Annotated in this window: 15 protein-coding genes; 12 read left to right on the top strand and 3 right to left on the bottom strand. The window is 69.2% G+C overall.

The genetic code is table 11. The annotated features are described in order from the left end of the window. Positions 1-14: 14 nt before the first annotated feature. Together ACFWYW_RS45595 and ACFWYW_RS45590 are read left to right on the top strand one after the other, a co-directional pair. A complete protein-coding gene (locus ACFWYW_RS45595) occupies positions 15-1,175 on the top strand; it encodes an MFS transporter (RefSeq protein ID WP_379610683.1) in 1,161 nt (386 codons plus the stop codon). 271 nt (positions 1,176-1,446) lie between these two features. Then, positions 1,447-1,572 carry a hypothetical protein gene (locus ACFWYW_RS45590; RefSeq protein WP_379610684.1) on the top strand — a complete coding sequence of 42 codons (126 nt, stop codon included), beginning with the start codon at positions 1,447-1,449 and terminating at the stop codon, positions 1,570-1,572. Here the strand turns inward: ACFWYW_RS45590 and ACFWYW_RS45585 are convergent. Then, a complete protein-coding gene (locus tag ACFWYW_RS45585; protein ID WP_379610685.1) occupies positions 1,538-2,422 on the bottom strand; it encodes an EamA family transporter in 885 nt (294 codons plus the stop codon). The two genes, ACFWYW_RS45590 and ACFWYW_RS45585, sit on opposite strands and share 35 nt — an antisense overlap. 68 nt (positions 2,423-2,490) lie before the next feature. On the opposite strand from ACFWYW_RS45585, the gene ACFWYW_RS45580 reads away from it, so the two are divergent. From ACFWYW_RS45580 to ACFWYW_RS45570, 3 genes are read left to right on the top strand one after another with little or no spacing between them, the layout of a single operon-like run. Further along, positions 2,491-3,852 carry a PLP-dependent aminotransferase family protein gene (locus ACFWYW_RS45580; protein ID WP_379610686.1) on the top strand — a complete coding sequence of 454 codons (1,362 nt, stop codon included), beginning with the start codon at positions 2,491-2,493 and terminating at the stop codon, positions 3,850-3,852. A 46-nt stretch (positions 3,853-3,898) separates the two neighbouring features. Next, positions 3,899-4,837: a Gfo/Idh/MocA family oxidoreductase gene (locus tag ACFWYW_RS45575; protein ID WP_379610688.1), complete on the top strand. Its 939-nt coding sequence runs from the start codon at positions 3,899-3,901 to the stop codon at positions 4,835-4,837. Further along, positions 4,830-5,690, top strand: a complete 861-nt coding sequence (locus ACFWYW_RS45570; protein ID WP_379610689.1) for a deoxyribose-phosphate aldolase — start codon at positions 4,830-4,832, stop codon at positions 5,688-5,690. Before ACFWYW_RS45575 ends, ACFWYW_RS45570 begins: the two co-directional genes overlap by 8 nt. Here the strand turns inward: ACFWYW_RS45570 and ACFWYW_RS45565 are convergent. Both ACFWYW_RS45565 and ACFWYW_RS45560 read right to left on the bottom strand, forming a co-directional pair. Then, positions 5,680-6,528, bottom strand: a complete 849-nt coding sequence (locus tag ACFWYW_RS45565) for an SDR family oxidoreductase (RefSeq protein WP_379610690.1) — start codon at positions 6,526-6,528, stop codon at positions 5,680-5,682. The two genes, ACFWYW_RS45570 and ACFWYW_RS45565, sit on opposite strands and share 11 nt — an antisense overlap. A 98-nt stretch (positions 6,529-6,626) precedes the next feature. Further along, a complete protein-coding gene (locus ACFWYW_RS45560; protein ID WP_379610691.1) occupies positions 6,627-7,259 on the bottom strand; it encodes a maleylpyruvate isomerase N-terminal domain-containing protein in 633 nt (210 codons plus the stop codon). Positions 7,260-7,523: 264 nt separating this feature from the next. Here ACFWYW_RS45560 and ACFWYW_RS45555 point away from each other — a divergent pair, with 264 nt between their 5' ends. The 7 genes from ACFWYW_RS45555 to ACFWYW_RS45525 all read left to right on the top strand — a co-directional run bounded on the left by ACFWYW_RS45555 (position 7,524) and on the right by ACFWYW_RS45525 (position 12,698). Beyond that, entirely contained in the window at positions 7,524-9,170 is a 1,647-nt protein-coding gene (locus ACFWYW_RS45555; protein WP_379610692.1) for a fumarate hydratase, read from the top strand. A 174-nt stretch (positions 9,171-9,344) separates the two neighbouring features. Next, positions 9,345-9,596, top strand: coding sequence for a hypothetical protein (locus ACFWYW_RS45550; protein ID WP_379610693.1), 252 nt, complete (start codon positions 9,345-9,347; stop codon positions 9,594-9,596). Beyond that, complete coding sequence (locus ACFWYW_RS45545; RefSeq protein ID WP_379610694.1) at positions 9,562-10,062, top strand: DUF6879 family protein; 501 nt, start codon at positions 9,562-9,564, stop codon at positions 10,060-10,062. Before ACFWYW_RS45550 ends, ACFWYW_RS45545 begins: the two co-directional genes overlap by 35 nt. 33 nt (positions 10,063-10,095) lie before the next feature. Next, complete coding sequence (locus ACFWYW_RS45540; protein ID WP_379610695.1) at positions 10,096-10,956, top strand: DUF5753 domain-containing protein; 861 nt, start codon at positions 10,096-10,098, stop codon at positions 10,954-10,956. A 61-nt stretch (positions 10,957-11,017) separates the two neighbouring features. Beyond that, positions 11,018-11,422 carry a hypothetical protein gene (locus tag ACFWYW_RS45535; RefSeq protein ID WP_379610696.1) on the top strand — a complete coding sequence of 135 codons (405 nt, stop codon included), beginning with the start codon at positions 11,018-11,020 and terminating at the stop codon, positions 11,420-11,422. Continuing rightward, on the top strand, positions 11,419-12,054 hold the full coding sequence (locus ACFWYW_RS45530) for a hypothetical protein (protein ID WP_379610697.1): 636 nt from the start codon (positions 11,419-11,421) through the stop codon (positions 12,052-12,054). The genes ACFWYW_RS45535 and ACFWYW_RS45530 overlap by 4 nt, the downstream gene beginning before the upstream one ends. Before the next feature lie 350 nt (positions 12,055-12,404). After that, complete coding sequence (locus tag ACFWYW_RS45525) at positions 12,405-12,698, top strand: hypothetical protein (protein ID WP_379610698.1); 294 nt, start codon at positions 12,405-12,407, stop codon at positions 12,696-12,698. Positions 12,699-12,879 lie beyond the last annotated feature (181 nt).

The following is a 12,879-nucleotide window of genomic DNA, read 5'->3' as shown; positions in this document are numbered from 1 at the left end:
GCAGGAGGCACGCGGTGAAGACCCCCCGAAACCGCCTGGCCCGCTCCGGCACGTTCGCCGTGTTCGCGGTGCAAGGACTCTCCTTCGCCACCCTGCTCACGCAGGTCGCCGCCATTCAGGGCCGGCATCGGCTCGACGAAGGCGAACTGACCCTCCTGTTGCTGATCGTCCCGGTATTGGCCGGGGTCGGCAGCGTCGGCGCGGGCACGCTGGCCGCGCGCCTGGGCAGCAAGTGGCTGCTCCGCCTGGCCCAGCCGCTGGTCGCCGCCGCCGTCGTCCTCACCGGCCTGGCGCCCAACGTGCCCGTCCTGCTCGTGGCCCTGCTCCTGTTCGGGCTGGGCGTCGGCGCGGTCGACGCCGGCATGAACATGCAGGGCGTCGCCGTCGAGCGCCGGTACGGCCGGCCGCTGCTCAACGGCTTCCACTGCGTATGGAGCGTCGCCAGCCTGCTCGGCGCGCTGTGGGCGTCGGCCATGGCCGCCGTCCTCCCTCTGTCGCTGACGATGGCCCTGCCCATGGTGCTGGCCGTCGCGGGCTCACTGATCGCCGGGCCGCTGCTCTGCACGATCGAGGAGGAGAAGACCGAGCAGACCGCGCCCGCCGCCGCCCGCTTCCCGTGGAAGCCGATCATCCCGCTCTGCCTGGCGATGGCCTTCCTGTACGTCGGGGACGCCGCCATCTCCAACTTCTCCACCGTCTACATGAAGGACGTCCTGGCCGCCGGCGCCTCGGTCATCCCGCTGGCCTACGCCGCGTACCAGGCGACCACGCTGCTCGTGCGCCTCGGCGGCGACTTCGCCGTCAGAAGGTACGGCCCCGCGGCCATCGTGCGGATCGGCGGCGCGATCGCCGCCCTGGGCTTCCTGGGCATCGTCCTGGCCCCGAACCAGCCGCTCGCCATCGTCGCCTTCGGCCTGACCGGGGTGGGACTGTCGGTGGTGGCGCCCCAGTCGTTCTCGGCCGCCGGACGCCTGGACCCGGCGGGCACGGGGGTGGCGATCGCCCGCGTGAACCTCTTCAACTACGTGGGCTTCATCGTGGGCGCCGCACTGGTCGGCGGCATCGCGGACGCGGCCGGGATGCAGGTGGCGTTCGCGGCACCCCTGGTCCTGGCGGCCGCCATCATCGCCCTGGCCCCCGGCTTCCACCCCAAACTCCCCGCCCAGACCTCCTGACCCGGTTCAGGCGCGAGCAACCGAACCCCACAGGCGCCACCCACCCCGCACCGCACCGGGCCCGCCCAGCGGCCTGCCCCGCAGAGGGTGGCCGGCGGGCTGCGGGCGGTCCAAGAGAGGGCGGTTGCGGGCAGATGGCAGTGGGGAGCGGAGGATCCCGGGGCGGGTGGTCTCTGTGGCTAGTGGCGCAAAATCTCGGTAAAACGCGAAATATCGGGACACCAGGTGCCTTCCTCCCGGCGTTTCATCCGGTAAGAGGAGGGAGGCCGCCATGGAAGTCGGATACATCGTCGTCATGGCCATCGGCCTGCTCGTCGTGGGCGGCATCGGGGTCGCCACCGTGTTCATCGTGCTGAGCGGCATCAAGAGCGGACAGTGGCCGACGCTGAAACGCTAGCCGCGGAGGGCCCGCGCCGAGCGGTGAGCCCGGCCACGATGCCGACGATCACCAGCCCGGCACCCAGCAGGTCGTAGGCGGAGGGTGTGGCGACGCCGAGCAGCATCCCGGTCACGATCGCACCGACCGGGATCATCCCGGCGAACAATCCCGCCCGCCCCGCCCCGAGCCTGGGCAACGCCGAGTACCAGAGGAAGAACGCCACCACCGTCACCACAACGGCCAGGTAGAGCAGCCCGAGCGCCTCCGGCATCGTGGGCGCCCGGAGCATCGACGTGCCCTCGACCGCCACCCCCGCCACGGCCAGCATGGGCACCGCCAGCGCCGTCGAGTAGGCCGACACCCGGATCGCCCCCAGCTTCGGCAGCAGCGGAATGGCCAGGAGCGAGAAGCTCACCTCGCCCACCAGCGCGCCGAGCGCCCACAGCAGCCCGCCGGTGCTCCCCGTCCCGAGCCCGGTGGCCAGCGTCGCGCCCGCCACGACGACGACCGCCCCCGCCAGCAGCCGCGGCGCCGGTCGGCCGCTGACCAGCGCGAGCACCAGCGGTACGGTCCCCAGTACGGTGCCGACCAGCGCCGGGCCGGAGTCGCGCGTGGACTCGATCACGCAGATGTTGAACACGACCAGCCCCAGTACGGCCAGCCCCACCAGGCAACCGGTCTCCCGGAGCGTCAGCCGGACGAACCGCAGCCCGAGCGCCCTGGTCACCACCAGCAGGACCGCCGCGGCAAGGAGGTAGCGCACGGCCTGCCCGCCGTACACCGGATAGTCCTTGATCAGGCCGGATACGGCGGCGAGCGTTCCCACCATGAACATGGCCGTGGCCGCGCCGAGGGCTCCGTTTCTCATGGTCAGCATGCTAGAAAGACAATGGCTTGCCGAAACAGTCCAATATCCCGCGATAAACGGGGACCAATGTGACCGATCTTCATGTTCCGCTCGATCGGGAGCGGGGCGGGCTGGCCGCGCAGATCGCCGCCGAGCTGCGCGGGTCGATCCGCGACGGCCGCCTCGCGCCCGGTACGCGCCTGCCCGCCAGCCGGGACCTCGCCGCCGATCTGGCCGTGTCGCGAGGCGTGGTGGTCGAGGCGTATGAGCAGCTGGTCGCGGAGGGGTTCCTGGTCTCGCGGGTGGGCAAGGGCACGCACGTGGCCGCCGCCGTCGCCGCGCCGCGCCAGGCGCCGCCGCCGCGCCAGGACACCGTCTGCGCCCCCTTCTACGGCCATCGCCCCACCTCGCCCGACCTCAGCGGTTTCCCGCGCGAGCGCTGGCTGGCCTCGGTCAGGCACGTGCTGGCCACGCTGCCCTCCGACGCGTTCGACTACGGCGACCCGGGCGGCGTGCCGGAGCTCAGGCAGGAGCTGGCCGGCTACCTCAAGCGGGTCAGGGCCGCCGACGTGCGCCCGGAGAACCTCATCATCGTCGGCGGCGTGGCGCAGGGACTCAGCCTGAGCCTGCTCGTACTCGGCGTCGAACGGCTGGCCATCGAGGACCCCAGCAGCCCGCGCCAGGTCCCGCTGGTCAGGAGGGCGGGCGCGACGCCGGTACCGGTGCCCAGCGACGACGAGGGCCTGAACGTGAAGGCGCTGGCAGCCAGCGGGGCGGACACGGTGTTGCTCACACCGGCCCACCACTACCCGACCGGCGTCGTGCTCTCCCCCGGCCGCCGCGCCGAGCTCATCGAGTGGGGCGGGATCGTCCTGGAGGACGACTACGACGCCGAGTTCCGCTTCGACCGCGACCCCGTCGGCTGCCTGCAGGGGCTCGCGCCCGACCGGGTGATCCTCTCCGGCAGCGTGAGCAAGTCGCTGGCGCCGGGCCTGCGGCTGGGCTGGGTGGCCGCGCCGGAAGACCTCGCCGCCGCCGTACGGCGGGCGCGCGGCGAACTCGACCTCGGCTCCCCGGTGATCGAGCAGTACGCGCTGGCCCACTTCCTGCGCACCGGCGGCTACGACCGGCACCTGCGGCGCACCCGCAGGGAGTACAGGAGGCGCAGGGACGCCCTGGTCACCGCGCTGAACGAGGAACTGCCCGAGATCCGGGTGCGGGGCATCGAGGCCGGGCTGCACATGTACCTGGAGCTGCCCGAGGACTGGGACGAGGCGGCCGCGGCCGCCGCCGCGCAGGCGCTCGGGCTGGCCGCCGAGCCGGTGGGGCCGATGCGGTTCAGCCCGGGGCCGCCGGCGATGGTGGTCGGCTTCGCGCGGGTGCCGGTGCATCGGGCGGCGGGAGCCGTACAGGAGCTAAAGGTCAGAATGTCAGGACAAAGTCTTGACTGAGGCAGAGGCGTCGCCTAGAAAGAAAGCCGACACCCTTGGAGGCGCGATGCGCGTCGGACTGCTCGGCCTGGGCAGGATCGGAGCCTTCCACGCGGCCACGCTGGCCGCCCACCCGCTCGTCGAGGAACTGATCGTCGCCGACCCGGTGCGCACGTCGCCGCACGGGCGGCCGGGTGACCCGTTCACCTGCGACGCGCTGGTCATCGCCACGCCGACCGGAACGCACGCCGAACTGCTGAGGACGGCCATCGAGCGTGGCATCCCGGCCTTCTGCGAGAAGCCGGTCGCCGCGACCGTCGAGGAGACCCGCGCGCTGGCCGAACTGGCCGCCAAGAAGGGCGCGCACGTGCAGATCGGCTTCCAGCGCCGCTTCGACCCCGGTTTCGCCGAAGCCGCTCGGGCGCTGCGCGCGGGTGAGCTGGGCGAACCACACCGGCTCCACCTCATCACCGCGGACCCGGCTCCGCCGTCCGCCGAGTACATCGCCACCTCGGGCGGGATCTTCCGCGACTGCCACATCCACGACTTCGACCTCGTGCGCTGGATCACCGGCCGCGAGGTGGCCACCGTCTACGCCACCGGCTCGAACCTGGGCCCGGCGGACTTCTTCGCCGCCGCGGGGGACGTGGACACCAGCGCCGCGCTGCTCACACTCGACGACGGCACGCTGGCCACCGTACAGGGCTCGCGCTACAACGGCGCCGGCTACGACGTGCGGATGGAACTGGCCGGGAGCAAGGCCACCCACGTGGTCGGGCTGGGCCCGCGCGCGCCGATCAGCGGGTTCGACGGGCCGCCGTGGCCGGACTTCGTGACCCGGTTCGCCGAGGCGTACGCGCTGGAGATCGATGCCTTTCTGCGCGGCTCGACCGGTCAGTGCACGATCGGGGACGCGCTGGCCGCCCTCTACGTGGCCGAGGCGGCGGAGCTGTCGCGGCGCGAGCGGCGTCCTGTCGAAATCACTGAGATGGTGGGCATTGGCTGACTACCGCGAGATCAGGCAGATCAGGGCCCTGTATCCGGAGCGCATCGCGGACGCGGCGGCCTCGCGGCGGCGCCGTCCCGCCACCGGCGCGCGCGGCCAGCTCATGATCATCGCGGCCGACCATCCCGCGCGCGGCGCGCTGAGGGCGGGCCCGCGCCCGCTGGCGATGGGCAGCCGGGTGGAGCTGCTCGACCGCCTGGTGACCGCGCTGGCCAGGCCGGGCGTGGACGGGCTGCTGGCCACGCCGGACGTCATCGAGGACCTGTTGCTGCTCGGCGCCCTGCACGGCAAGATCGTGATCGGCTCCATGAACCGGGGCGGCATCCAGGGAGCGGTCTTCGAGTTCGACGACCGCTTCACCGCCTACGACGTGCCGACGATCGCCCGGATGCGGCTCGACGGCGGCAAGATGCTCTGCCGCATCGCCCTCGACGAGCCGGGCACCGCCGCCACGCTGGAATCCTGCGGCAGGGCGGTGACCGAACTCGCCGCCGGTGGCCTGATCGCCATGGTCGAGCCGTTCTGGTCGGCGCGCTCCGGCCACGACCTGTCGCCCGAGGGCGTCATCAAGGCCGTCAACGTCGCCCAGGGCCTCGGCGCGACCTCGGCCAGGACCTGGCTGAAGATCCCGGTCGTGGCGGACATGGAGCGCGTCATGGCCGCCACCACCCTGCCCACGCTTCTGCTGGGCGGCGATCCCGGTGACGCGCCCGACCTGGCGTACGCGGCGTGGCGCAAGGCCCTGCAGTTGCCCGGTGTGCGCGGGCTGGTCGTGGGCCGGGCACTGCTGTACCCGCAGGACGACGACGTGGCCGGGGCCGTGGACACCGCCGTCTCCATGCTCACGCCGTGAGCCCGGGAGCGGGCACCGCCTTCTCGGCGGCCCGGCTGACCTCCTCCCAGGCGGCCCACGTCTCCATGCGCTGCTGGGAGACGCTGAACGCCAGGTCGTAGACCAGGCTGCCGAGCAGGAGCCGCAGCGGCGGGTTCGGGCTGTCGACCAGCTTCAGCATGGCCTCGGCGGCCAGGCGCGGCTCGCTGTCCACCGAACCCTCCGCCCACTGCTTGGCCAGTTCGGCCCGCAGTTCGGCGTACTCCGGGCGCGGCTCGGCCGTGGCCATGCTCGTGTACAGATCGGTCCAGTAGCCGCCCGGCTGGACCATCGTGAGCTTGACCCCGAACTGGGCGGCCTCCATGGCCAGCGCCTCGCTCATGCCCTCAAGCGCGAACTTGCTCGCGCTGTACAGGCCGGTCGTGGGGAACGCGCCGAGCGCCCCGATGCTGGAGATCTGCACGATGTGCCCCGACCTCTGCTCTCTCAGGTACGGCATCGCCGCCTGAGCCACCCACAACGCCCCGAAGAAGTTGACCTCGAACTGCGCCCTGGCCTCCTGCTCGGTGAACTCCTCGATCATGCCGGAGGACATGGTCCCGGCGTTGTTGACCACGATGTCCAGGCGGCCGAAGTGCTCGTGCGCGGCCTTCACGGCGGCGAACACCGCGTCCCGGTCGGTCACGTCGAGCACCTGGACCAGCAGCCCGTCCGGGTACTTCTCCTGCAGCTCACGCAAGGAACCGACGTTCCTGGCCACGGCCGCCACCCGGTCACCGCGCTCCAGCGCGGCCTCAGTGAACGCGCGGCCGAGGCCGCGGCTGGCACCGGTGATGAACCACGTTTGGGCGGTACGCATACTGTGTCTCCTCAGAAAGTGAACCGAGACGGTTCGTCTCGCTTCGAGAAGTATGCGGTCGCGCTCCATCCATGTCAAGACGGACCGTCTCGTCTCATTCAGAAGGCGGCGATACTCCCCGGCGAACGCTCGGCCCGAGACAGCGCCCGCAACACCTCAGTCCCCCCATGACGCCGTACGGCCAGCCGCGCCAGCAGGTCGATCACCGTCTCCATCACCGCGTCGGGCAGCACCGGAGTCGCCACCCCCACGCTCACGGCCAGATCGTCGCTGTGCACCGCCAGCTCCATCATCCGCGTACGGAGAAAGTCGGACAGCGACAGCGACCACGGCCCCCACAACGGGATGCGCACCGCCCGCTCCGGCACCACGGCCAGCGTCCGCGTCAGCTCGTCCACCGCCGCGTCGAGCGCACCGGCCAGGGCGTCCGCGCCCTCCGCCGCGACCTGCTCGCCGCCGTCCCTGATCCGGACGTTCACCGGGTCGTCGGGAGCCGATCCGATCCACTCCACGCGCGCGTAGTGGCCGAGCAGGGTGACCGTCTCCTCCTCCGGAACCGGGTCGGCCAGCGCGTGCCGTACACCCAGAACCTGATAGGCGAGATGCCCGGCGAGGCCGGACACGCTGAAGCCGGCGAGCGCGCTCGGACCGTCCCAGGCGGCGGCCACCTCCGGCGCGCGCAGCAGCCCCGCCGCCGAGCGGGCGGCGGCGAGGAAGTCATCCCTGACCATGCTGGAACACCCCTTTCCCCGTGCACGAGACTCTGAGCATGACCGATCACAAGGCGCAGCTCCACCGCTACCTGCGCGACGCCCGCGCGCCCACGCCGACGCCACCATCGAGGAACTGGACGCCGGAGCAACGACGACCTCCCCTCCGGCGAGGCCGCGTGGTGGGAGAGACACCTCGCCCGGGTGCAGGCCGCCGCCCGGCAGGCGGGCGGGCACTGACCTCCGGTGGGCGTACCCTCTATGGGGACCGAAAGGATCGAGAGAATGCCCGAGTTCGACTACACCGACCTGCTTCCGCTTGGCGCAGACGAGACCGAGTACCGGCTCATCACCACGGAGGGGGTGCGGAAGGTCGAGGCGGCCGGGCGGACGTTCCTCGAAGTCGACCCCGAGGTGCTGCGGTCGCTGACCGAGACCGCGATCCACGACATCTCCCACTACCTGCGGCCCAGCCACCTGGCCCAGCTACGGAAGATCGTCGATGACCCCGAGTCGAGCGGCAACGACCGCTTCGTCGCGCTCGACCTGCTCAAGAACGCGTCGATCTCGGCCGGCGGCGTGCTGCCCATGTGCCAGGACACCGGCACCGCGATCGTCATGGGCAAGCGCGGGCGCCACGTGCTCACCGACGGACGCGACGCCGAGCACATCTCCCGCGGCGTCTACGACGCCTACACCAAGCTCAACCTCCGCTACTCGCAGATGGCGCCGCTGACGATGTGGGAGGAGAAGAACACCGGCAGCAACCTGCCCGCCCAGATCGAGCTGTACGCCGAGGGCGACGACAGCTACAAGCTGCTCTTCATGGCCAAGGGCGGCGGGTCGGCCAACAAGTCGTTCCTGTACCAGGAGACCAAGGCGGTGCTCAACGAGAAGCGCATGCTGGCGTTCCTGGAGGAGAAGATCCGCTCACTCGGTACGGCGGCCTGCCCGCCGTACCATCTGGCGGTGGTCGTGGGCGGCACCAGCGCGGAGTACGCGCTGAAGACGGCCAAGTACGCCAGCGCCCGCTACCTCGACGCGCTGCCCACGGAGGGGTCGGCGGCCGGGCACGGCTTCCGTGACGTGGAGCTGGAGCAGAAGGTGTTCGAGCTGACCCAGAAGCTCGGCATCGGGGCGCAGTTCGGCGGCAAGTACTTCTGCCACGACGTGCGGGTGATCAGGCTGCCGCGGCACGGGGCGTCCTGCCCGGTGGCGATCGCGGTGTCGTGCTCGGCGGACCGGCAGGCGCTGGCGAAGATCACGCCGGAGGGCGTCTTCCTGGAGAAGCTGGAGACCGACCCGGCCCGCTTCCTGCCGGAGACCACGGACGAGCACCTGTCCGACGACGTGGTGGAGATCAACCTCAACCGCCCCATGCAGGAGATCCTCGCCGAGCTCACGAAGTATCCGGTCAAGACGCGGCTGTCGCTCACCGGCCCGCTCGTCGTCGCCCGCGACATCGCCCACGCGAAGATCGGCGAACTGCTCGACAACGGCGGCGAGATGCCGCAGTACCTGAAGGACCACGCGGTCTACTACGCCGGCCCCGCCAAGACGCCCGAGGGATACGCCTCCGGCTCCTTCGGGCCGACGACCGCGGGCCGGATGGACTCCTACGTCGAACGGTTCCAGGCCGCGGGCGGATCCATGGTGATGCTGGCCAAGGGCAACCGGTCCAAGCAGGTGACCGAGGCGTGCGCGGCGTACGGCGGGTTCTACCTCGGCTCCATCGGCGGACCGGCGGCGAGGCTGGCACAGGACTGCATCAAGAAGGTCGAGGTGCTGGAGTATCCCGAGCTGGGGATGGAGGCCGTGTGGAAGATCGAGGTGGCGGACTTCCCGGCGTTCATCGTGGTCGATGACAAGGGCGAAGACTTCTTCACCGATAGAACCGGCCCCGTCCTGTCGATCACCCGCCCGCCGCGCTAGATAGATCTCCCGCCGGCCTCGGACTTGGCGTGTGCGAAGTCCGAGGCTTCTCGTCGTTCCGGGGTGATCCATCGTTGTCAGCACCAGCGCTGATGTTGTATTGACGCCGGCCGTTTGAGAGTTCAGGCTCGCAAGTGCGCAAGGAATCGCAAGCCCCAAACGTAGGAGATCGCCATGGCGCTAGCGTTCTACGGCAAGGATCCCGACAACCCAGGCAACAACTGCCCGGCCGTCTTCAGGGATTCCGTCACGGGTGACTTCCTCTTCCAAGGCGCGACCATAACGGACTCGGAGCTACTCGCATGGGTCAATGACAAGAGCCCGATTCTGGACAGCGAATCGGTGGTGCGCCTTCCGGCGCGCATGATCGAGATCATCATGGAGGCGTGCCATGGCGAACTTCAGCGAACTCCTGGCGACGTGTGAGCATACGGCGTTCAAGCTGGAGATGCGCGACCAGTACATGACCGGAGACCCTGGCTATCTGGCCTGGGAAGCTGGAGATCTCAGTGAGGCTGTCCGCCAGTACTCGGACTGGACGGCTACGGCGCGGACTGCTGTCAGGCGGCGCGTGGCCATGCATCGAGTCCGCATCGTGTCGGAGCCTGTCAGCACCTATATCGCCTTCGAGCACGCAGTTACTCCCGGCGTCAACCTTGCCGCCGGGGAAGTGATCAGGTGGCTCCCTCGGCGTCTGGCGTCTGACCTGGCTCTGCCGGGAAACGATGTGTGGATCTTCGATGACAGGTTGGTGCAGTTCTGTCATTTCGCCGGGGACGGCACGTGGATCTCCAACGACGAAACCGACGACGCAACCACGGTGAAGCACTGTGCCGCCGCCTTCGCGGCGGCATGGGAACGGGCGATCAATCATTCGGAGTATCGGATCTGAGCGCCCTGCTGATCGCACCGGTCGCATAGATCCATGCGCAGTTCGCACTCGCCCAGTTCCAGCGCCCAGGCGGCCAGGCAGGCGCTTGCGTTGCGGCTACGCGAAATCCGCCTTGATGCCGGCCTGAACGCCAGGGCGCTCGCAGCCCTTGCCGGTTGGCACGAGTCCAAGACGTCTCGGATCGAGAACGCCAAGAAGCAACCGTCCGAAAACGATCTTGCCGCTTGGGTGCAAGCGTGTGGAGTGCCTGGCCTACTGCCTGAGTTGATCGCTGAGCTACGTGCGGTGGACTCGGCATGGCTGGACTGGCGACGGGCGGAAAAGACTGGCCTCACCCATCTGAACGTCGCGGTGCGCGCGTTGTACGAACGTACCCGTCTCTATCGGTCGTACTGCCAGGACGTCATTCCAGGTCTCCTTCAGACAGCCGGATACACCACAGCGACGTTGGCGGCCATCCGCGACGGCAGAAAGGTGCCAGTGGATGATGTCGCCGATGCCGTCGCAGAGCGCATGGCCCGTCAGCACATCCTCTACGAGGGTAATCATCGGTTTGTCTTCATCTTGGAGACAGCGGCGCTCACCTATCGGCGTGGTGGGCCTGAGGTGATGATCGGACAGCTCGGTTACCTGCTGGAGGCAATGGCGTTGCCATCGGTGTCGCTGGCTGTGATCCCGCCCGACACGGAGCGCGCGGGCCGCTGGCCTGTCGAGAACTTCTACATCTTCGATGACGCGCAGGCCAACGTGGAGTTGGTATCGGGCTTCCTTACGATCACGCAACCGCGAGAGATCGGGATGTACGCCGAGACGTTCATGCGGTTCCACGAAATAGCCGTTTTCGGGCGAGAAGCCCGAGCCCTAATCAAGCGAGCGATGGACTCCCTCGAGTAGGCGCCCGCAAGTGTCCGCAAGTTTGTGGAGCCGTCGAAACGCTCCCTCCTACCGTCGACGCATGACCCGCACACACAGCACATCATCGGCTGATGACCTGCTATGCCAGCCGATACCGGAGGACGAAGCGGCAGCGCAGAACGCGGCTCTTGACCGGGTTCTTGAGTATCTGACGGCAGCGTGCATCCATGCCCAACTGATCAAGCGGATTGCCGACCGATGCGCGATCAAGCTCTACTCCACTGGCGAGACCCTTTGGCACCCTCCCAAGCTCATCATCTACGCGAACGCCGGATGGAGAATCGCCACAGTCACCGTCGGCCCTCGCTCCGGTAGTTACGCCGTCGAGTTGGCGCGCGGCGGCCCGGACAACGAGCCTCGGCACAGCCGAATCGAGATGGTGCCAAGCGACTACCCGGACCGCGTCGGCCTGCTGGTCACGCAGAACGCCGGAGCGTCGGCATGACAACGGCCACGGCAAGCGAGCGAGCGTTCCGCTGTCCGTACGTGATCGGGTGGACAGGAGAGGCTCAGAACCCTCCGCTGAAGTGGGTACCCGACCACGGCGGGTTGCGACTGAGCTACGCGGTGCCGCAACGAGACGACTTCCGCAACGGTGTCCTCCTGCTGCGGCAGAGCCAGAACCGCACGGGCCGGCCTGACTTCAAGTCGGTCAACACGCTGAGGCAATGGCGCTGCATGGACAAGCGGCTGTGCCAGGTGTGCGCGCGGTCCGCTGTAGATCGGGAGACGGGTCGGATTTGGTGGCTGTTGTCGTCCGGCAACGGCGGTGATGGCGACGGCTATACCAACGCACCGCCGACGTGCCCGGCGTGCATCCCGGAAGCGATCTCACGATGTTCTCACCTACGGCTCAACGCCGCCGTCTTCACCGTGGGCGACTGCTCCCCTTTCGGAGTGCGGGCGGATTTGTTCGCTTATTACTTGCCGCCGGTGGTTCCGGTCGAACGCAACGCCATCCTCAGGTTCGATGAGGATGAGTACGACATGCAGCACGTGGTGGCTCGTGAGCTGCTTGTGCGGCTGGACGACGTGCAAGCGGGCGTGACGGTCCGAGACGCCAGTCACTCCGCATGAAGCCGGACAAGGTCAACTACACAGTGCACGATGGGCTCGGGCAAGACTCGGAGTCCGGTGGAAGCCGCACGCCGACCGTCTGCTCAAGGGGTTCATGAGGGACTTCCTGGCAAGTGCGCCGACCGCCGAGCCCTCGGCCGGGAGCGCTGCCAAGGAGATATCGTGATCACGGGTTTCGAACCGGCGGCCGCTCTTCTGCCGGTCCTACTACACCTGATATCCACTCGACTACGCCTGACCTGCCGGAGGAGGCTGACCAGGTGGACGAGCAGCCCGGCACGCATGAATGCGACCGGCCTGTCGCCTTAGCAGGGAACCCCTCGCCATGGCGGTGTCCAGCGTGCGGGCAGGTGTGGGAACTGCTCCCCGCCGAAGGCGTGCACGTCGGCCAACGGCGGTCCATCGGCATCACGGACCGGGTCGTGCTCATGCTGATGTTCGCGGGAGCGATCACAGTGGGCGGGATGAGCGCCTGGGCCCCAGAACTGCTGCTGTCCGCAGGTGGCGTCGCGGTGATGGTCGGCCTGCTGCTCGCTGCCGTCGTGGCCGCTATCTGGCAGAACAGGCTGCGACGGGGACAGTGGCCGGACCTGTATGAGGAGCCGGCATGGCGGCGGCGTGCCGACGAGACGGACGGAAATTAGGCGATCTTGTCCAGGCTCCCCGCCGGAGACATCCAAGCCCCAACCGCGGAAGGCGTCCAGCCGGGATTGAGCGTCTCGTCCTGACCCTGGGGCGCCAGCGGTGGGCGCCGGAGGCGCGCCCGGGGGGGAAGGGCCGGGCCGAGCGGAGAACCCCAAGGGTAGAGCATGAGCTGGTCGGGGA

The organism is Nonomuraea sp. NPDC059023 (assembly GCF_042740095.1).
Lineage (GTDB): Bacteria > Actinomycetota > Actinomycetes > Streptosporangiales > Streptosporangiaceae > Nonomuraea.
Note: the sequence above shows the minus strand (reverse complement) of the source record. Positions and strands in the feature narration are given on the sequence as shown.

Excerpts from the sequence above, each read along its gene's own strand:
- ACFWYW_RS45555 (WP_379610692.1), top strand. The coding sequence starts at position 7,524 with ATGCCCGAGTTCGACTACACCGACCTGCTTCCGCTTGGCGCAGACGAG.
- ACFWYW_RS45590 (WP_379610684.1), top strand. The coding sequence starts at position 1,447 with ATGGAAGTCGGATACATCGTCGTCATGGCCATCGGCCTGCTCGTCGTG.
- ACFWYW_RS45540 (WP_379610695.1), top strand. The coding sequence starts at position 10,096 with ATGCGCAGTTCGCACTCGCCCAGTTCCAGCGCCCAGGCGGCCAGGCAG.
- ACFWYW_RS45545 (WP_379610694.1), top strand. The coding sequence starts at position 9,562 with ATGGCGAACTTCAGCGAACTCCTGGCGACGTGTGAGCATACGGCGTTC.
- ACFWYW_RS45565 (WP_379610690.1), bottom strand. The coding sequence starts at position 6,528 with ATGCGTACCGCCCAAACGTGGTTCATCACCGGTGCCAGCCGCGGCCTC.
- ACFWYW_RS45585 (WP_379610685.1), bottom strand. The coding sequence starts at position 2,422 with ATGAGAAACGGAGCCCTCGGCGCGGCCACGGCCATGTTCATGGTGGGA.
- ACFWYW_RS45575 (WP_379610688.1), top strand. The coding sequence starts at position 3,899 with ATGCGCGTCGGACTGCTCGGCCTGGGCAGGATCGGAGCCTTCCACGCG.
- ACFWYW_RS45530 (WP_379610697.1), top strand. The coding sequence starts at position 11,419 with ATGACAACGGCCACGGCAAGCGAGCGAGCGTTCCGCTGTCCGTACGTG.
- ACFWYW_RS45550 (WP_379610693.1), top strand. The coding sequence starts at position 9,345 with ATGGCGCTAGCGTTCTACGGCAAGGATCCCGACAACCCAGGCAACAAC.
- ACFWYW_RS45535 (WP_379610696.1), top strand. The coding sequence starts at position 11,018 with ATGACCCGCACACACAGCACATCATCGGCTGATGACCTGCTATGCCAG.
- ACFWYW_RS45560 (WP_379610691.1), bottom strand. The coding sequence starts at position 7,259 with ATGGTCAGGGATGACTTCCTCGCCGCCGCCCGCTCGGCGGCGGGGCTG.